The 19,344-nt window shown below is 68.9% G+C and carries 15 protein-coding genes; 11 read left to right on the top strand and 4 right to left on the bottom strand.

Features of this window, described 5'->3' with window-relative positions; translation table 11 throughout:
- Window positions 1–12 precede the first annotated feature (12 nt).
- Both RZ84_RS31155 and RZ84_RS31150 read right to left on the bottom strand, forming a co-directional pair.
- A complete protein-coding gene (locus RZ84_RS31155; RefSeq protein ID WP_043267691.1) occupies window positions 13–2,517 on the bottom strand; it encodes a sensor histidine kinase in 2,505 nt (834 codons plus the stop codon).
- A 648-nt stretch (window positions 2,518–3,165) separates the two neighbouring features.
- Window positions 3,166–4,512, bottom strand: a complete 1,347-nt coding sequence (locus RZ84_RS31150; RefSeq protein ID WP_043267689.1) for an alpha/beta hydrolase family protein — start codon at window positions 4,510–4,512, stop codon at window positions 3,166–3,168.
- Between the two features lie 679 nt (window positions 4,513–5,191).
- On the opposite strand from RZ84_RS31150, the gene RZ84_RS31145 reads away from it, so the two are divergent.
- The 7 genes from RZ84_RS31145 to RZ84_RS31115 all read left to right on the top strand — a co-directional run bounded on the left by RZ84_RS31145 (window position 5,192) and on the right by RZ84_RS31115 (window position 10,815).
- Complete coding sequence (locus tag RZ84_RS31145) at window positions 5,192–6,025, top strand: ABC transporter ATP-binding protein (RefSeq protein ID WP_043271378.1); 834 nt, start codon at window positions 5,192–5,194, stop codon at window positions 6,023–6,025.
- Window positions 6,022–7,641 carry a hypothetical protein gene (locus tag RZ84_RS31140; protein ID WP_043267687.1) on the top strand — a complete coding sequence of 540 codons (1,620 nt, stop codon included), beginning with the start codon at window positions 6,022–6,024 and terminating at the stop codon, window positions 7,639–7,641. Before RZ84_RS31145 ends, RZ84_RS31140 begins: the two co-directional genes overlap by 4 nt.
- A 305-nt stretch (window positions 7,642–7,946) precedes the next feature.
- Window positions 7,947–8,768: a hypothetical protein gene (locus tag RZ84_RS31135; protein WP_198540082.1), complete on the top strand. Its 822-nt coding sequence runs from the start codon at window positions 7,947–7,949 to the stop codon at window positions 8,766–8,768.
- Window positions 8,769–8,853: 85 nt separating this feature from the next.
- The gene (locus RZ84_RS31130) at window positions 8,854–9,144 is read left to right on the top strand and encodes a hypothetical protein (protein WP_157878968.1); all 291 of its coding nucleotides are present in this window, start codon (window positions 8,854–8,856) and stop codon (window positions 9,142–9,144) included.
- Window positions 9,145–9,158: 14 nt separating this feature from the next.
- On the top strand, window positions 9,159–9,371 hold the full coding sequence (locus tag RZ84_RS31125; protein WP_043267681.1) for a hypothetical protein: 213 nt from the start codon (window positions 9,159–9,161) through the stop codon (window positions 9,369–9,371).
- 14 nt (window positions 9,372–9,385) lie between these two features.
- Complete coding sequence (locus tag RZ84_RS31120) at window positions 9,386–9,637, top strand: hypothetical protein (protein WP_043267679.1); 252 nt, start codon at window positions 9,386–9,388, stop codon at window positions 9,635–9,637.
- A 14-nt stretch (window positions 9,638–9,651) separates the two neighbouring features.
- On the top strand, window positions 9,652–10,815 hold the full coding sequence (locus RZ84_RS31115) for an SPFH domain-containing protein (protein ID WP_043267677.1): 1,164 nt from the start codon (window positions 9,652–9,654) through the stop codon (window positions 10,813–10,815).
- A gap of 510 nt (window positions 10,816–11,325) precedes the next feature.
- Here RZ84_RS31115 and hfq read toward each other — a convergent pair.
- On the bottom strand, window positions 11,326–11,529 hold the full coding sequence (hfq, locus tag RZ84_RS31110) for an RNA chaperone Hfq (RefSeq protein ID WP_198540081.1): 204 nt from the start codon (window positions 11,527–11,529) through the stop codon (window positions 11,326–11,328).
- Between the two features lie 1,373 nt (window positions 11,530–12,902).
- Entirely contained in the window at window positions 12,903–13,826 is a 924-nt protein-coding gene (locus tag RZ84_RS31105; RefSeq protein WP_043267675.1) for a C1 family peptidase, read from the bottom strand.
- Window positions 13,827–15,230: 1,404 nt separating this feature from the next.
- Between RZ84_RS31105 and RZ84_RS31100 the strand changes: the two genes are divergently transcribed.
- From RZ84_RS31100 to RZ84_RS42005, 4 genes are all read left to right on the top strand, one after another.
- Window positions 15,231–16,085: an NADP-dependent oxidoreductase gene (locus RZ84_RS31100; RefSeq protein ID WP_043267673.1), complete on the top strand. Its 855-nt coding sequence runs from the start codon at window positions 15,231–15,233 to the stop codon at window positions 16,083–16,085.
- A 524-nt stretch (window positions 16,086–16,609) separates the two neighbouring features.
- A complete protein-coding gene (locus tag RZ84_RS31095) occupies window positions 16,610–17,017 on the top strand; it encodes a hypothetical protein (protein WP_043271377.1) in 408 nt (135 codons plus the stop codon).
- A gap of 927 nt (window positions 17,018–17,944) precedes the next feature.
- Window positions 17,945–18,478: a DUF1648 domain-containing protein gene (locus tag RZ84_RS31090; RefSeq protein WP_043267671.1), complete on the top strand. Its 534-nt coding sequence runs from the start codon at window positions 17,945–17,947 to the stop codon at window positions 18,476–18,478.
- Between the two features lie 373 nt (window positions 18,479–18,851).
- On the top strand, window positions 18,852–19,344 hold a 493-nt coding region (locus RZ84_RS42005), incomplete at its 3' end, for an SDR family NAD(P)-dependent oxidoreductase (protein ID WP_241777949.1).

Here is a 19,344-nt window from a genome sequence, read left to right as displayed (position 1 = left end):
GCTACGAGGGCTTCACTGCTCGCGGCCGGCTGCCGGTGCACCGCCGGGCGAGGAGCCGGGGAGAATCAGCGTCACCGTGAACGGCACCCCCTTGCCCGTCGTCTCCAGGCACCCGTCCATGGCCTCGGCCAGGTCGCGCGAGAGCCGCAATGCCAGGCTGCCGGCGCGGGCGCCGGTGGCGCCGGCTGTCGTGGCCGCGTCGGCGGCGGCGCCGTCCGCCACCCGGATCGCCACCCGGCCGTTCGCCGCCTCCGCAGTGATGACGGGCGGTCGGTCCGGCGGACTGTGACGCAGCGCGTCGGCCCCCAGGGCGGTCAGGGCGCGAGTGAGGAGCGCGGCGTCGGCGATCACGTCGGGCAGGTATTCCGGCAGTTGCAGCACGATGGAGTGCCCACCGGGCCCGAGGTCGTCCAGCGCCGCCCCCAGTGCCTCGTCCAGATCGACCGGACGGAGGTAGAGGTCCAGCGCCCCCGCGTGCAGCCGACTCAGATCGTCAAGATCGGCGACCAGCTGCGTCGCGCGGCGCACGGACGCGCGTGCGGTGTCCAGCAGCCGCTTCTCGTCCGGCGTCCGCTTGCCAGCGCCGCGGCGCAGCCGCACCAGCGCCTTCTCGGCGGTGCGCAGCGGCGCGCGCAGATCGCGGCCCGCGGCGAGCAGCAGCGACGCCCGGGTGCGTTCGGCGTCGGCGAGCAGGTCATCGGGCCCGCCGGGGCCGGTGATGCGGCCCCGGGCATGGGCCAGCCCCAGCTCGGCGGCACACGCGGCAAGCACCCGCCGTTCCTCCGTGCTCAGTGCCGGCCCCCGGGCGGCCAGTGTGAGATCGTCGTCGACCGGGCTCTCCACATCGGCCTCGTACGGCTTCTCCGGCGGACGCTCGCCGGCGCTGGCGACCACGTACCAGCGCGGTACCGGAGAGGCCCGTGGGTCCCGTTCGAGCAGGCTGACGGCACTCAGGCCGAAGTTCTCCCGGATCAGCTCCACCAAAGCCGCCAGATCCTGGCCGCGCATCATGGCGGCGGCCAGCCGGCTCAGCGTCCGCGCCTCCGACGTCGCCCGCACGGCTCGCTGCATGTGCCGCGCGGCAGCTCCCGCCGCGGTGCCGACCAGCACCGCCGTGGCGATGAAGACGACGAGGGTGGCGATCTCGTCGGGGCGCTCGATGTCGAGGGAGTGCAGCGGCGCGGTGAAGTAATAGTCGGCGAGCAGTGCCGCGGCGACGGCGGCGAGCAGCGCGGGGTAGACCCCGCCGACCAAGGCCACCACCACGATCACCAGCAGATAGATCACCAGGTCGCCGGCGAGCCCCAGCTGGCCGCGTACCGCGGTGAGCAGGAGCGTCAGCGCGGGCAGCAGGACCGCCGCACCCGCCAGCGCGGTGCCGTAGCGCCGCAGGCCCATGCCGTGGCCCGGACGCGGAAGCCGCAGCGCGGCGTTCCCGGCGGCCTCCTCATGGGTGACGATGTGCACGTCGATGGGGCCGGACCGGTTGATGGTCCGCTCTCCCACCCCCGCTCTGAGCAGCGTGGCCAGGCGGCCGTGTCGGCTCGCACCCAGCACGATCTGGGTGACGTTCTCCGCCTCGGCGAACTGCAGCAGGGCCCCGACCGGGTCCTCGCCGGTGGTCTGGTGGTAGCTGCCGCCGAGCGATTCCAGCAGCGTGCGCTGGGCGTCCAGCACGGCCGGGTCGACGCGGGTGAGCCCGTCCTCCTGGACCACATGGAGGGCCAGCAGCTCGGTTCCCGGCGTACGGGCGCTGATCCGCGCGGCACGCCGGATCAGCGTCTCGCCCTCCGGGCCGCCGCTGAGGCCGACCAGGATGCGCTCCCGGGTCTCCCACGGGGCTACGATCCCATGCTCGGCGCGATACCGCTGTAGCCCCTCCTCCACCCGGTCGGCCAGCCACAGCAGGGCGATTTCGCGCAGCGCCGTGAGATTGCCGACGCGGAAGTAGTGGGTGAGGGCGGACTCGATGCGGTCCGGCGGATAGATGTCGCCGTGCACCATCCGCCGGCGCAGCACCTCCGGTGGCAGGTCGACCAGTTCGATCTGGTCGGCCCGGCGCGCCACCTCGTCGGGCAGGGTCTCCCGCTGCCGGACCCCCGTGATCTGCCGCACCACGTCGTTCAGGGACTCCAGGTGCTGGACATTGAGCGTGGTCACGACGTCGATACCGGCGTCCAGGAGCTCCTCCACGTCCTGCCACCGCTTCGCGTTGCGGGTCCCGGGAACGTTGGCATGGGCCAGCTCGTCGACGAGCGCGACCTGCGGCCGGCGAGCAAGCACCGCGTCGAGGTCCATCTCGGTGAAGGTCGCTTCGCGGTGGGTGAGCGTGCGCCGGGGGATCGTCTCCAGGCCCTCGGCCATGGCCGCCGTCGGCCGCCTCCCGTGCGGCTCGACGAAGCCCACCACCACATCCGCACCCAGCGAACGCAGCCGCTGCCCCTCCGCGAGCATGGCGTACGTCTTCCCGACCCCTGGGGCGGCCCCAAGGAAGATCCGCAACCTTCCACGTCCCACCGACGGACTCCTGCCAGGTCGAACCCCGTGTTGTGCGTGTGCCCTTCCATGGTGCGCCGGTTCCGGCCGTGGGCACGCTCAGACGGGTGGCGACGCGCTGGAGCGTGCCGCCCAGCCATGTCCATGTGCGCCCTCCGCCGTGCTGCCGTCCGAATCTGCACGCCCATGGACGGCAACACGTCGCTGTAACAAGTCTCCGCCGTGGTGTCGGCATCGGTGCGGCTTCATAACTCAAGCCGCCCTACGTCCACCGTCACCAGAGGTGGCTTCGTCATCGTTGCGCTGGACACATGGACGTCCGAGGCGTTTTCCGGGTCGCTTCGACATCAGGATGCTGAGGGGCCGGCTGGGTCCGGCCGTCCCAGCGGGTGCAAGATCAGGGCCGGCGCCGGGGGGCGGTTCCCCTCCGGTTTCGGCGAACGCGATCACGGCCTCGATCAGCGGTGGACGGGTTGGCGCCCAGCCACTCGGCGACCTGGACGAGCTTGGCCGCGCCGTGCGTGGACAGGGCCGCCAGCAGTCGGAACTTCGGAACTGCGGCGGGGTCGGTTTACCACTTGCTGCACCCCTCACCCGTCACTGCCCGCCCCCGCTCACCAACTCGCCGGTTGGGCAGGCAGTTCGGGAACGGCTCACCGCCTGCCTGATTCAGCGTACGAAGGCGACCTCCGGATAGTGGTGGGAGGGGCCGTCGAGGAGGTGGCTGTGCCGGTGGCGCAGTTCCTTGTCGAAGAAGGCCGCGAGGTAGACGCGTTGGATCTCGATGGCGCGGTCGGGGGCGATAGGGCCGAGTGCTTGGACGAGTGAGGCGGGAGTCTGGTGGAAGGCGGTGGGCGCCTCGTGGAAGAGAGCCTCCCAGTCCAGGAAGGAGAGGTGCTCGGCGCCGCGCAGCTTCAGGTCGTACCGATCGCCGTGCAGTTGTTTCCAGAAGGTCGCCCAGCTCCCGTCGTCGTTGCGGTTGTGGTGCTGGGAACTGAACAGCAGGAAGGGGCGGTTGAGGTTCCGGGTCCTCTCCGGTCCGAAGAATTGTCCGTCGAGGTCCGCACCGGCGCGGATTCTGGAGTCCGCCTGCATGGCCGCCGGCACCGTTCCTCCGCCGAGGGAAGCGCCGAACATTCCGATGCGGTTCATGTCTATCGCGTGGGCCAGCCCGTGGGGAAGAGGCGTGTGTTCCACGGTCGGGTTGTGGCCGTGGTCGATGGCGGCCAATTGGTCGATGACGAAGCGGGTGTCGGCGACCCGGACTGCGAACACCTTGGTCGCGGGGGTGCCTGGCGGCATCGTGCTCGTCTCCACCCGCCCGCCGGGGAACTGTACTTCGGAGGACTCGTGGGTGTCGTCGAGGGTGACGACCAGGTAGCCGCGGCTGGCCAGATCCTCGGCGAGCGCGGTGCCCGTCGCGCGGTCCGAGCCCCGCCCGGGCGAGTACAGCAGTACCGGCAACTTGCCGGCCTTGTGATCAACCGGGGCGCCGGTGTGCCCGGCGGTGGTGGGCAGGGCCACCGTGTTCGGCGGCACCTGCATGGCGGCCAGGAGGTGTGCGGCGGCCGCGGACTGCATCCAGGGCGCGGCGGGGTGGCGAGCGGTGTGCGTGGCCGGGTACCACAGCGAAACCATCAGCTCGCGCGGCCGACTGCCCGGCAGCCACGGATCCGTGCGGTGCGGGTCGACCAGGTGGAGGTCGACCGTCCCGACCCGGTAGTGCCCGGTCGGGGCGGGAAGCGTCAGCTGCCCAGGGGCGTTCGCCCTGTCCTCCGGCCCCGTCTTGATATGGGGAGACGCCTTGCCTTCGTGCGTCGCCTTGGCCTTGGGTGACGCCTGGTCTTCGTGCGCTGCCCTGCCCTCCGGCGCCGCCTTGGCCGTGGGCGCCACGGTGGCCTTCCCGGCCGCGGCGGCCGACCCGATCCCGGCGGTCAGGAAGACGGCCAGTGCCCCCGTAGTACCGGCGACCCGCGCCCGTATCGGGCTGCGTTGTTTTCTCCGTGCGTGTTTCATGGGCAGCCGCCCTCCTTCGTGGCGCTTCGCCCCGTGATCAGCACTTGGCGGTACCCGGCGGCGACCGCGGCTGCCGCCAGGGCTCTCCTCGGTATGGAGAGTCGAGGGGAGCGCATATCTCAACTCTTTCGTGTGGGGGAAACGCAGGGCATGCCACGGGCGCCCTCGCAGGTGAATGCAATGGGGATGGAGAAGCGCACATCTATGCCCTGGGTAGAGAATCTTTACCGTACTTGTGGCCCGTAGGGCAATGACACCCTGTCAACCACCTTGGCTTTCCTGGGAGTAGGGCTGGAGCGTATGCATTACGTAGCCGTATCACCCACCCACGCTCGGTAATCAATGCAGTGGCACAACACCCGATTCGGCATTTGCTACCGGCAGGTATTGCGGGGCGCGGTTCGGGCATGGCTACGGCCACCGCGATCATGAACAGTTGCCGCACAGCGTTGCGCCCATGTCAGATGACTGACGCCGTGCAAGCGGTGCGGCCGGGGCTCCGCGGGAATCTCGGATCTTCTGCGTTTCACGTCTGGTGGTCTCGGGGAATTCGCGGCCATGGCGGTCTTCGAACGCCCGCCCGTTGTCCTGCTGGCGGCGACTCGTATGGTGGGACGCCGAACGGGGGTCATGACCAGGCCCCCTACGGGGAATGGAAAGGCAAGCCGTGACCGGCGAAATGAAAACCCAGGAAAAGACGCAAGAACAGGACGGGTCGGACATAGCCCCGGGAGGCGCCGTGGGCGGCCCGCCCGCGGTCCGTATCGAGGGCCTGTGGAAGAGGTTCGGGGAGCAGATCGCCGTCCATGGCATCGATCTGACGCTGCCCGCGGGCCACTTCATCGGCCTGGTCGGCCCCAACGGTGCGGGCAAGACCACCACGCTGTCCATGGTGACCGGTCTGCTGCGGCCGGATGCCGGGCTGGTCGAGATCGGTGGGCACGACGTCTGGCGCGACCCGGTGGCCGTGAAGTCGCGTATCGGCGTGCTGCCCGAGGGCCTGCGCCTCTTCGAGCGGCTGTCCGGGCGTGAACTCCTCGGCTATATAGGCAGGTTGCGCGGCTTGTCGGGGGACGAGGTGGACAAGCGGGCCGACCAGCTGCTGGACGTCCTGGACCTGTCCGGCTCGCAGCACAAGCTCGTCGTGGACTACTCCACGGGTATGCGCAAGAAGATCGGGCTGGCCGCGGCCCTGCTGCACAACCCCGAGATCCTCTTCCTGGACGAGCCGTTCGAGGGGGTCGACCCGGTCTCCGCGCAGACCATCCGCGGCGTCCTGGAGCGCTACACCTCCTCCGGGGCGACGGTGATCTTCTCCAGCCATGTGATGGAGCTGGTCGAGTCCCTGTGTGACTGGGTCGCGGTGATGGCCGCCGGGCGCATCCGGGCCCAGGGCCCGATCGCCGAAGTGCGCGGCGATGCACCCTCGTTGCAGAACGCCTTCCTGGAACTGGTCGGCGCGCACCGCGGCGCCGGGAAGAACCTGGACTGGCTGGGCGGCGGCGCCCGATGAGCGCCACAGCCGCCCCCGCCCCCGCGTCGCCGACCGCCGTCTTCATCCGGCTCAAGCTGACGCTGCTGCGCAACGGCGTGCGCCAGTCACCGGGGCGCACGGTGGGGTACATCGCCTCCGCGTTCATGGGCCTGGTCGTCGCGGGCCTGGCCGTCCTCGGCCTGATAGCGCTGCGCGGCACACCGCACGCCGGCGCGCTCGCCGCCCTTCTCATCGGCATCCTCACCCTGGGCTGGGCGGTGATGCCGCTCTTCTTCCCCACCGGCGACGAGACCCTCGACCCGACCCGGTTGGTGATGCTGCCGCTGCGGCCGCGCCCGCTGATCCGTGCGCTGCTGGTGGTGTCGCTGATCGGGATCGGCCCGGTCGTCACACTCGCCGTGGCGACCGGCGCGGTGATCTCGGTCGCCAGCGGGGCGGTCGCAGCTGTCGTCGGCGTCGCGGCCGTCGTCCTGGTGGTGCTGGTGTGCGTCACCCTGGCGCGGTCGGTCGCCACCGCCTCGGTGCGGCTGCTGACCAGTCGCCGGGGCCGCGATCTCGCCGTGCTCGGCGGCCTGTTCATCGCCCTCGGAGCCCAGGGCTTCAACCTCGCCGTGCAACGGCTGGGCCACCCCGAAAACCTGCCTGTCCTGGAGTCGCTGGGCAGTGCGCTGCGCTGGGTACCGCCGGCCTCCGCGATCAGCGCGGTGGACGACGCCGGGCACGGCGCCTACGGGCGCGCGGCGGCCGGCCTGGCGCTGACGGCGCTGGCATTGGCACTGGTCCTGTGGTGGTGGCAGCGCACCCTGACCACCCTGATGACCGCCCCGGACTCCTCCACCCTCCAGGCCGTCGAGAAGGACGGCGCACGCCGGGCCGACGCCGGGGGACGAGGGCTCGCACGGCTACTGCCGCAAGGGCGCACGGGCACGGTCATGCTGCGTACGCTGCGCTACGCCTGGCGCGACCCGAAGGCGAAGATGTCCTGGACTACGTCGCTCGGCTTCGGCTTGTTGATGCCGGTCCTCTGGTCCGTGCAGGGCAACCGCAGCATCTACACCGTCTTGTGGGCGGCCGGGATGCTCGGTTCGCAGATGTCCAACCAGTTCGGGCAGGACAACTCGGCGTTCTGGATGGTGGCCTCGACGATCGCCACCGCGCGCGACGCCTACGAGGAGCTGAAGGCGCGTGCGCTGGCCGTGGCCCTGGTGGCCGTCCCGTACGTCACGCTGGTCACCGTCGCCGCCGCGGCCTTCATGGGTCCGTGGTCGGCCTTCCCGGAGGTATACGGGCTCTCGCTGGCCCTGTTCGGCGCACTGGTGGCCACGGGCGCGATGGCCTCGGTGCTGTCCCCGTATTCGATCCCTTCGGAGGGCAACAAGAACATCGCGGCCGGCCAGGGCTCGCTCGTCTGGTCCAGCTTCCTCATCGGAGTGCTGGCCGCCGGCGCACTGATCGCCCCGCTGCTGGCACTGACCATCGTGCTCCATATGGCAGACCTGCACGGCTTGTTGTGGATCGTGCTGCCGGCAGGCGCCGTTTACGGTCTCGGCGTCGCGGCCCTGGGCCTGCGCCTGGCGGCCCCCCGGGCGGCCGGACGGCTGCCGGAGATCCTGGCGGCGGTCAGCAAGGGCTGAGGCGGGGCGGCCCGCCTCCACGGCCACCGCTTTCCCGGGATCAGTGCCGTGTCGAGGTCCCCCGGCGCCTCCTGCCGGGGGACCTCGACCCAAGGAGACAAGGAATCTCGTGCCCTCACGGCAACCGGCGCAAAGAAGCCGGAGATACCGAACCTGCCCGTCTGGTCACCATCCCCGTCGGCTTCGTCGTCTCTGTCATCCTCGGCGAGCACTGCGGCTTCCCACGTCTGCCCGCCGCGGAGCGGGCCGGCTGTGGAGATGACCGGGGTCTTGCTGTGTACCGACTGTGCCGCTACTTCTCCGCCGTGGTGCTCCTTTTCTACGGGTTCGCCAAGATCAACGGTGCTCAGTTCACCGTGCTCGACTCAGAGCTGGACAAGCCCATGGCGAAGGTGTCCGGGTTCTGGCTGACCTGGCACTACTTCGGCTTCTCACCCGTCTTCGGCACGCTCGTCGCCGTTGGCCAGATCGTTCTCGCGCTGCTGCTCTGCTGGCGGCGGACAACCCTGCTGGCCTCCTGTATCGGCCTGGGCATGATGACCGTGATCCTGCTGATCGACATCATCTACGGGGTCGATTTCCAGGGGACATTCGCCGCGTTGCTAACGGCAGCATCCCTTGGAGTCATCGTCGCGCAGCATCGCAAGGACCTCCTGCGACTCTTCTGGACGGAGCAGGCAGAGGCGCGACCGCATACACCGCGAAACCGTCGACTGACCAAGATCGCCGCCCTGACAGCACTCCTCCTCGCAACAGGAGCCGGAACCTACTGGATCGCCAACGAGAACAACGTCTATCCGACTCCCCTCGACGGGGCTTGGAGCGTCACAGCGGGCCAGTATCACTCCCCCGGGATGCATCGACCGCTTGACAAGGTGTACTTCGAACGCAACCGCGCCTACATGGTCGTTTTCCGATTCGGCGACCAGCAGGCACAACATCACTTTGAGGTTGACCCCGCATCCAAGAAGCTGAAAATTTGGGAACATTGGGAAGGTAAGGGGCGTCAGGTATTCTCAGGGACGTATCAGTTCAAGAACGCTGGCCACCTGCTGCTTGAAGGGAAGTTCGACGGAAGTGGCCCTTCAGACCAGCTGGATCTGACACGAACTCCTTCCGCGCGGTGAGCGCAGTCCGGTCCCGAATCGTTGGGACGCTGCGTCAGAACTCCCTGTAATGGAGCCCGCAGCTCCCCTGAACCGCCCTACGGACATGCGTCTCACACCGAGGGTGCGCGCCGAAGCAGCACGCACACGTTCGGCCCCCGGCATCGGCTCCGGCGCCCGTCTGGCATCCGATGCCCTCCTGCGCGCGGTGCGGACCCTGCTGAAGACCACCGCTCCTGCTCAGGAGGTCGCCTCTTTCGCCGACCGGCTGCTGGTCTACCTCACCGGCTGCGAGGCTCGGCGGCTGCACACCTGGGAGCGTGTGCCGTGGTGGACCTTCCTCAAGGTCGCGTCGATACCGCCATACCGGACGGTAGTTTGCAATCCGTTCGCGTGAGCAGGAGTGACGTCATGAAGCACGCGCACAAGAACCTCATCGCAAGGGGCGCCCTCGCAGCCGTGTCCGTCGCAACCATTGCGGTGAGCGTCCTGACCTTCATGGATCCGGACTCCGATGTCCGCCCACTCATCACGTTGGTGCTGCTGCAAACCGCACTGCTGACTGTGGGGCGGCACGCGGGCCGGCTGGGGCCGTCCTCTCGCCGTGACGAACTCTCCGCCTGAGAAGGCGGCGGTGAATGGTCCGGGACGACGCCGTGATCGGCTGTACCGGAGTGCTGCTGATCGGCACTCGCGGGGCTGCCGGCCCCGGTGAGGTTCTGGTGCGGATCCGGGGCGGCTCCGAGACGTTTCTCGCCTGGTCCGCCGAGCCCCTTCCGGCAGGAACGACCGTGCTCGTGAGCGAGTCCCGTGGCGAGCGCCAGGTCGACGTCATGAAGTGGGCCGAGCCGTTGGACGCGTCACCCGGCGATGCCGGCGACGCCGATTAAGGAGATGACAAACATTGTTGGGTTACCGCGTTCCCGCCCCTGACCAGGCCATGCTGATCTCTGGAGGTAAGCGTGGCCAGGGCGGCGCGCCGTTCCGCGTGGTCACCGGCCACGGCACGTTCGTACTGCCGGTCTTCCGCAAAGTCCGCTACCTCACCCTGGCCATGTGTGAGGCCGAGGTCGCCGAAAAGTGCGTCACCCGGCAGGGCATCACCCTCACCGTCCGCTCCGTGATCGCCTTCAAGGTCGCCAACGACACCGAGAGCATCGTCAACGCCGGTCAGCGGTTCCTGTCCGACCAGGACCAGATGGCAATACTGACCGGCCGGATCTTCGCCGGTCATCTGCGGTCCATCATCGGCTCGATGACGGTCGAGGAGATCGTCACCGAGCGGCAGAAGCTGGCCACCGAGGTCCTGGAGACCTCCAAGACCGAGATGGCCAAGATCGGCCTGATCGTCGACTCGCTCCAGATCCAGTCGATCGACGACGGCGACACCGGTTACATCGAGGCGATGTCCGCCCCGCACAAGGCCGCCATCCAGCAGCAGGCCCAGATCGCCCAGGCCCAGGCCACCCAGGCATCGGTAGAAGCCCAGCAGGAGGCGGCACGCAACCAGGCCGAGTACCAGCGGCAGACCGCCGTGGTCCAGGCCGACTACAGCGCCGAGGTGGACCGCGCCCAGGCCCGTGCCGCCCAGGCCGGCCCGCTCGCCCAGGCCCACGCCCGGCAGGAGGTGATGGACGCGCAGACCGAACTCGCCGAGCGCGCCGCCAAGCTGCGCCAACAGGAACTGGTCGCCGAGGTCGTCAAGCCCGCCGAGGCGGAGGCCGAACGCATCCGGCTGCTGGCCCTGGCCGAGGCCGAACGCATGAAGATCCAGGCCGAGGCCGCCGCCTCGCACGACCGGGTCGCGCTCGACCGGATGCTCATCGACCAGCTCCCGCAGATCGTCAAGGAAGCCTCCGCCGGCCTCGCGGGCGCCAACGTCAACGTCCTCAACGGCACCGACGGCCTCGGCGAGATCGCCGCCGGCCTCGTCGGCCAGGGCATCACCATCCTCGACTCGGTCCGCCGCAACCTCGGCACCCCCGACGGCTCCACCAACACCGCGGACAACAACGGCACCGGCACCGGACCCGGCACCGCGCACAGCAGCCGCGTCGAAATCGAGTAGCCGAGGCGAGGCATCTGGGCGGAGTGGGGAGCCCAAGCCCTGCCACGGTCCCGGGTGTCATCGCCCGGGACCGAAAGTACGCACCGCGAGAGTTCTGATCGACTCCGGCTTCCCCCGTGAGTAGCTACCGAGGCCCGCCGAGGACGAGGTGAGCGATCTGCTCAGCGATGACGACCGCGACGCCGGATCGAAAGAGGACGAGGCGTAGGACTGGGACCGGTGACGAACGCGTAGGTCACAGGATCGACGGTTCGGGCGGATCCGTTCGAAGCAGAGGACGGAGCGCCGGGCGGGGGCTGTCACACTCTGCGCCCGGCGCCCGGAGGGTACGGGTCGGCCCCGGCTGCTGTCCCACGGGGGAAGGGACCGCGGCCGGTGCCGGATGCTGTCAACACTGCGGGGCCAGACGGAAGTTCCACCCGCTCTTTCGGCCATCGCCGCAGCGTACAAAGGCTGGGGGTACGTCTCGCGGCCGAGAAGGCACAGAAACCGGGATCGCGGACGAGGTATCTACTCGATGTCGCCCTCAACCGGCCGCGACGGCACAATGGTGGAGATCGCATTCTTGTAGACCAGCTGGGACAGATGATCGCGGAGCAGGATCGTTGCGGTGTCGACGCCCACGATCAGCCCCTGCAGTTTGCTGCCGTTCGTGAGATAGATCGTCACAGGCACCCGATCAGCGACCAAAGACGACAGGAACTTTTCCTCCACCGGCTGCCTCCCACGTCACATGTCCGGTCTCCCATATTGACTGGACGAGATCACGAAGCCTCCCATACCCCAGCCACGGCGAGCCCGGAGCCACACCGCACGGGCGACCCGGTGAAGCGGGGAGAGAGTCGAGCGTGTCCTTGACACCTACGACACGGCCCGTGTGCCAACGGTGCGGAATCTACGGTCGGTACGAGCGAAGCGAGCCCGGAACTCGCCCAGCCCTCGATGGTCACCAACACTTTCGCCGACGGCGCTGAAGCCGTTGACACGACCCGAGCTACCACATCGTGGGGGCGGGCGATGACGGACGTGTCCCGTGAGCAACGCAGGCCCTTCGTCGCCTGCCCGGCCTGCGGACCGGTCGGCGCGCCCGATCCTCCACTGTCAACCCGATCCTCCACTGTCAACGCGATGACGTACAGCGCGCCGACGACGAGCACCAGGGGCACGGTCTGTCGTAGGCGATGGTTCGTGCCCGCAGTTCTTCGGGCGTGATCTCGGTGGTCCAGCCTTCTGGTGGCTCTTGGTAGGGCGAGCACGCCCCGCACGACGCACATGTCCACCGCCCGTAGATGCCGTGCACCTCGGTCCCGCACCCGGTGCAGTCATCGGTCGTGTAGTACGAGTTCGCAGCCTCGTATGCGTTCACAGTCACTGGATGCCCGACGCTCCGCAGTTGCACGACCAGCTGCCGTCCGGCGCCTGAATCACCGCCGCGCCGCACCGGGTGCAGTTCATGAGCCCTCCCCTTCAACTCGCCCATGCCGCCGTTGTCCCAGCCGGCCGGACACGAACCCCAGGAGCACAAGCAACCGCCGCACGTTGTTGATCGACTGTTGACCGGCTGCTGACCGGTTGCTGATCGACTACCGCAGCCCCTCCAATCCGATGGCTGGCCGATGCCGGAACCGCCTGTGACCGGCACGAGCCGATCGCTTCCATCGCCGGCAAAGCCCCCGCACCGGAAGTCGTTGGACACGTGGTGAACCGCTCCCAGTAGAACGGATCAGGGCCCGTAGCCGTCACGCCACGGGCCCTGACCTTGAGCTGGGGACCGAGGCGCCGGCGTCTTCCGGACGCATCGGATGACGTCGCGCAGCGCGCGCCACACGTCCCAGTGGTCAGGCTCCACGGCCGGCTCGTTGCGGGGGAGCCGCTGAACGTCGGCGGCGCCCACCTCCCCCGCACGGCGGGGCCGGCTACGGGAGCCGGCATGGCGTGTGAGGACACTTGTCAGCTGACGTACTGTCACTGGTCGGGTGTCCGGGGAATCGCGCCCGTGCCGCCCGACCCCGACCGGCGCGCCCGTACGTGACATGTCGAGAGGAATGGGTCGTGTGCGCACGGGCGTCGGGCGGGAACTGCCGGGCCTACTTGGCGAGTTTGCCGATGGCGTTGGCCTCCTGGACCTGGCTGGACAGGAAGTCCCATGACAGGTTGACGTAGCCGCCGTCGCCCCAGTTGCCGCCCCAGGAATTCTCGACGCGGACGCCCTGGTTGTTGTATCCGACGATGGTGATCTCGTGGCCGCCGAGAACCGGGTCCTCGGCGCCGCCGGGCCGGTAGGAGTAGTCGGCCGCCGTCTGCTGGGAGATGTCCTGGAAACTCTGGTGAACCGGGAGGGAGATGGCGACCGGTTCGCCGTCGGCGAGGGCCTGCTTCACGTCGGCCTGGATCTGGTTGCCGGTGTGCAGCTTGGTGTGGCCCGACAGCTTCCAGTGCGCGGCGTTCTGGCGCTCGGCGTCGGTCGGCTGGGTGGTGAAGTCGAAGTCCCCCTGGGTGTAGTCCGACTTCGAGTCGACGCCCTGCGACTCCGCGATGCTGAACGTGTCGTCCGGGGTGCTGCCCTGGTCGTTGCCCTTGGATATCTGGGCGTACGTGTACATGGGTGCCTGCGGACCGCCGGATATGCCCTGCTGCTTCTCCTGGATGCTGTAGCCGGAGTAGTCGATGGCCCAGGAGACGCAGGAGCCCACCCTGCCCTGGTTGCCCGGCGCGATCGCGTACTGGCTCAGGTCTACGCTGTCCGGCACGTCCTGGGGCGCGCCGCTCTCGTGGGGTGAGAGGGCCGCGAGGCGGGAGACGACCGAGGCGTGCGAGGAGAGCGTGCTCACCTTGCCACCGGACGGCAGCTGGGCGCCGAGCGCGAAGTGGTGGTGCGCGTCGGCGTGGGTGTCGAAGGTGCCCGAGGCCGAGGCGATGCCGGCGGACAGGGCGGCGATGGCGCCGGCGGTGGCCGCGGCGATGACAGCGCGGGCTCTGGTGTTCGTCTTCTTCTTGTGCGAGGTGGTCATGTGGGGGGTCTCCTAGGGACGGACGGAGGTTCTGTGACCCGGTGCGGGTCAGGGGCCGCCGACCGGAGCCGGCCGGCGGAGCTTGGAGGGGGAGGCGGGGTGCGCCTGGGATCCGGTGGTGCCGGGCGCGGGCATACGGAGCAGCGCAGGCCGGTGCTCGTACGGAACCGTTGCGACGCGTGCCGTGCTGTGGTGGCCGAGGTGGACCCGGCGAGCCCGCTGACCAGTGGCCTACGGAGCTGTTTTTCAACGCCCCTGTGAGGCAAGGAAGTTCAACAAGTGTGCCCGGTCGGCGGCAGGTGGCACGGCGCGGAGTGGTGGGTCGAAGGGCGCGTGGCTATCGCGCGGGGCGACAGGTGCCCGGGACGGCGCCAGGTGTGCCTGTCGTCAGAGGGCGGGGTGCGGCAGCGGGTGCGCCGGAGCGGCACGGTCGGGATCGAGGCGAGGTCCGCAACGGAGTCTCCTTGCGTAGGCAGCAGCCCGTGCCCTTCGGCCGCCGGGGCGGTCGTGGTGTTCGGGCGGCTCCATGGGTGTGGGGGGTAAGGAGCCTGCAACGCCGGACTGCCGATCTTGGAGAGTCCAGCGACAATTCCGGTGGAACCTCTGTTCGGCGGGCCGACTTGGGGCAGGAAGTTATGCGGCTGCCGCATCGGGCGTCAACGGCCGAAAGTCGTTGTGTGGCGCGCAGTTGGTGGCACCGGCGCCCTGAATGTCCCAAAGATTTCAAGTGTGTTGGTGTGAGGTGGTGAGGGTAGGGATCGCTCGCTCTTGTCGGCGGGATGGCGCGGGATGGCGCAAGTGGTGTGTGGGGTGAAGCCGGCCGTGGGTTCGCTTCCGTGACCAGGGGGGATGCGGTCGGGGGTGGCGGTTGGGCGGGGCGAACGCGGCCGTCAGGACGGCGCGCGTTCGAAGGGTGGGACCAGCCCGGTGGAAAGCGCGCCGGGCACTGGCTGCACCCCCCTTGTTTTTTCCTTCCCTTTTCTCTTTCATGGGGTTGGGAAGGCATATGACGAACGCCGATGCAATGCTCCCCGCCAAGAACCCTTCCAGGCGCTTGTCTTACACCGAGGGCGTGCGGTCGGGTTGTACCGGCTTCCGGGCGCGGCCGGCGTCGAACGCCATCGGATCTCGTGGGTTCTCCACAGCCGCGCTCCCGCTGTGCCGCAGGCACAGGAGCAGGCTGGATCATGAGTCGAGGTGGTCCCGGAGGCACTCGCCAAGTGCGGACGGCCATGACGTAGGATCGATGCATCGGAGTAGAAACGCGCTTCGGGTGCCGAGCGGACAGCCGGACAGGGAGCGCGCGCACACGCGGTATCGGACGATCCGCCACTTCTTCCCTGGAAGGAGTGCGTCGTAAAGGCAGCACGGTTCAGCCGGTTTGGCGGCCCGGAGGTCCTTGAGATCGTCGATCTCCCCGATCCCCATCCCTGCGCTGGAGAGATCCGCATCAAGGTCCGTGCCGCTGGGATCAACGCCAGCGACTGGAAGAAGCGTCAGGGCCTGTTGGACCAGGAACTGCCACAGACCCTGGGCTACGAAGCTGCGGGCATCGTGGACGAGATCGGCGACGATGTCTCCGGCGTCGCGGTTGGCGACCGTGTCTTCGGAGCCTCACCCTACGGAGCCGCCCAAGCGGAGCTGACCGTGCTGTCATACTGGGCCCCGATCCCGAACTCGCTCGACTATGCGAGGTCTGCAGCGATCCCCGCGGCAGCCGAGACCGCAGCAAGGTCACTCGACCAGCTCGGCGCTACAGCGGGCAGCACCGTGCTCATCAACGGGGCATCCGGCAGCGTTGGGAGTGCCGTTGTCCAACTTGCCGTGGAGCGTGGCGCACGCGTGATCGGCACGGGTAGTCCAGGCACGCACGACACCCTCCGCTCGCTCGGTGCCGAGCCGGTGGCATACGGCGACGGGATGTCCGAACGGGTCCGGGCCATCATGCCGTCGGGTGTCGATTTCGCACTGGACGTGGCCGGCAGCGGGGTGCTTCCCGAACTCGTGGAGCTCGCCGGCGCGCCCGAGCACGTGATGACGGTCGCCGACCTCCTCGGCGCGCAGCAGACCGGCGTCCGCTTCAGTCACGGCGGTACCGGCCGTGCCACCTACGCGCTGGCCCAGGTTGCTCGAATGGCCGAAACCGGGCGATTCTCCATCAAGGTCGGCCAGACCTTCCCCTTGGCCGAGGTGGCCCAAGCGCACCGCGTCGGCGAAGCCGGGACTGTGCGCGGCAAACTCGTGCTGCTCGTGGGGTGATGAGCCTGCCCATCAGTCCGCGACCGCGGGTCCGGTCGGACTCGCGACAGACGGCGATCATCCGCTGGTGGATACCCCCGGTGGCTTCGACCTCGACGCGCAGCAGGGAACAGGGCAGCAGGCCAGCCGACCAGCCGGCCTGCTCGGGCGGCAGCTCGGCGTACTTCTCGCTGTTCGTCAGCTCCAGGACCGTAGCTCGCTCGTCGGCCGTCAGCGCCGAGTGGTGGAGGCGCTCACGGCACAGCACTGCGCCCTTCTCGTTCATCGGCCATCGGCGCGGCGTCGTACGCCGGTCGGCGCCTGTCCGGCCCCAACCCGGGTGGGGTCGTCCCCTACATCTATCGTCCCCGGCCGGTCCTGCCCATTCGCGCGGGCGGTTGGGCCAAGCGACTGAATATGGCCCGCGAGCGCTGGCTCCCTGCGGGTTGTCGGCAGTCTGCGCGGACGGCCGCAGAAAGATACGTCTCGATCAACAGGCCGATCTGGCAAGGAGCGTCGTGAAAAGACTAGTGCAGGCGGGACTGGTGCAGGCGGGAACCCTCGCCGGGGCGTGCGGTCTGGTGCTGTTCGGCACCGGAATCACGCAGGCCCAGACCCCACCGACCAACCCGGGAGGATCCCTGCTCAACGCCGCGATGGGTTCTAATCTCGGCTCCCTCACGGCAATGCTGTCCGGCGTGCTGTGCAACAACCGCCTACCCGACTTCGATTACAAGTCGCCCAAGATCAAGTCGCCGCATCCTTGCACCGGCGGGCCGGTCAAGAGCGGCAACAGCATGAAGAGCAACAATTTCCTCAACCACGGAAGCCCGGTGAACAGCGGCAACATCGAAACCGCGGCTGGCTCCACCAACAGCCTCAGCTCCGCCGGCGGTTCCGAGTCGGGCAGCAAGAACAACATCTCCGAGCTGCTCAAGCCCCTCCTCCCCTGACCCTGGACCTGGCCCGGCAGCGTCCGGAAAACGCCTCAGGCCCCGGATTTCCCGGGGCCTGAGGCGTGTGCGGATACCCACGTCGGTGGACGGGCGGCGCCGCCGTACTTGAATGACGGGCAGAGTCAGCCCGATTTGTTGGAACTGCCCGACGAAGAACCCGACCCGGTGTTGCCGGAGTTGCTGGAACCGCTGTTGTTCGGGGGCTGCCGCCGTCGGTGGCCTTCGCCGGCAGCTGGACGTTCTGCGAATTGCGGGAGTTTCCGCTGTTCACGGGCCCATTGACCCAGAAACGGGGTGCCGGGCCCTCGCACCGGAATCCGGCCCGGAAATTGTTCCAGGTGTCGCCGGACGCCGCGTTCGACGTGTCGAACGGCCACTCCTCCCGGCCAGGGCGGGCGACGCGGCACCACCGACCAGGAGCAGGCCGAAGAAGCCCGCGATCACCATTCTGCCGAGGCGCGTTGCGCTGGATCAGCAGCAGAGGCCCGACCGCATCCAAAAGGCGGACTCGGATTCGCGGCACAGCAGAAAAGTGCAGCAACCTCTTCGACCGCATGAGCTCTCAAAGAACCCCGGTGAGGGGTGCATCGACCCTTCGGGCCGATGCAGGCAGTGCCGCGCCCGGCCGGCACCCGCGCCGTGACGCCATCGTGCCGACGCTGTGACCCGCCGTTCAGCGCTTCGCGCCGGCGACGTCCGCGCCCACTCGATCAAACGCATGGCCTCGGGGGTCGGCGAAGGCGCCATGGCCGTCGCGCTCGTCCACCGCTAGCGGGCAGCGAACGGAGCACCGCCCCAGCCGAACCGTCGCTGAATTCCCCCGGGCACCTCGGCACCCCTCACCACCGGCCAGTCACACCTTGACGCGACCCGTACGCGTGGCACCACCCGACAAGTCCCCCTCCTCACCGGACAATTGGCCCCATGGTCTTCTCATCTCCCGTCCGACCGTGGCTGCTTCCCAACGCCGCGTTGCTCGCCGCGCTGACCCTGTGGGGCATCCTTCGCTATCCGCACCTGCCGAGCCGGATACCTGAGCACATCGGCGTCGAGGGGGTGGACGCCTGGACAGCGCGGTCGATCGGTAGCGCGTTCGTGCTCGTGTTCGTGTACATCGGGGCGACGGTGCTGCTGACCGCCTGCGCCGAGCTGACGCTGCGGGTGACTCCACAGGCCGAGCTGCCGAAGGAAGCGGCGTCGTTCGCCAACGGGTTGGGCGGCTCCTCGCTCAACCGGCCCCGCACCCGTGCCTCGGCACTCCGTATGGCCCGGGCGTTGCTGGTGCTCAACGCCTGCACGGGGGTCTCGCTCCTGATCGGCTGCGGGGTGCTGTGGCGCTCCACAGCCGATCAGGAGGTACCCGGTTGGCTGTTCGCCGCGATGCTTCTGCCGCTCCTCGCCGGGACCGCCGTGACGGTTGCGGTCCGGTTCCGCGACCGGCGCACGCCCGCGAACTGAGCACACGGCCGGGACAGGGAGGCATCCGTGGATCGGGCATGGTTCGGGCATAGATCGGGCATGGATCGGGCCATCGGGTTCATCAGGGGTACGTCAAAAGCGGTGCGGACCTCTTGAAGGCGGATGCGGGGCGGAATTTGATGGGGACTGTGAACAGCGCCTGGCTCCTCCTCGACCGTCCGCCTCATCCGGCGGCCCGGTGTCGTGCGCCGCGCTGCACGGAGAACTCCGCCTCGCGCTGAGACCTCTCCCGCATTCGGACGGGGCGCCCTGACCTGACCAGGCGCCCCGCTCTTTGTGCGCCCGTACGCCATAGCCCTGAGCAGCCCGTACGGCGCACTCAGCCCTTTTCCTCCCTCCCCTGAAATGGATCATGTCCGTCTTCGACCTTTCCTCCCGTACCGTCCTGGTGACCGGCGCCACCTCCGGCATCGGCTACGAGACCGCCCGCCAGCTCGCCGAACGCGGCGCCACCGTCCTCGTGCACGGCCGCACCGCCGAGGAAGCCCAGGCGGCAACGGATGCGCTCGTCGCCACCGCAGGCATCGACGCCGCACAACTGCACACGTTCTCCGCTGACTTCACGCACCTGGAGGAGGTCGAGACGATGGCGCGGCGCGTCATCGTCGAACACCCCCACCTGGACGTCCTGGTCAACAACGCCGCCACCGCCGCACCGGAGCGCCACACCCTCACGGCCGACGGCAACGAGATCGCCTTCCAGGTCAACTTCCTCGCCCATTACCTGCTGACCCGCCTCCTGGAGCCGGCCCTGACGATGGGGTCTCCCCTGTCCGAGCGAAGCCGAGAACTCGGGGAAAAGCCCGGCGGACGCGTCGTCAACGTCTCCTCCTCGCTGCACCGCA

The sequence above is a fragment of the Streptomyces sp. CT34 genome, assembly GCF_000805335.1.
Classification (GTDB): Bacteria; Actinomycetota; Actinomycetes; order Streptomycetales; family Streptomycetaceae; genus Streptomyces.
The sequence above is the reverse complement of the archived record's forward strand: the minus strand, read 5'-3'. Positions and strand labels throughout refer to the sequence as shown.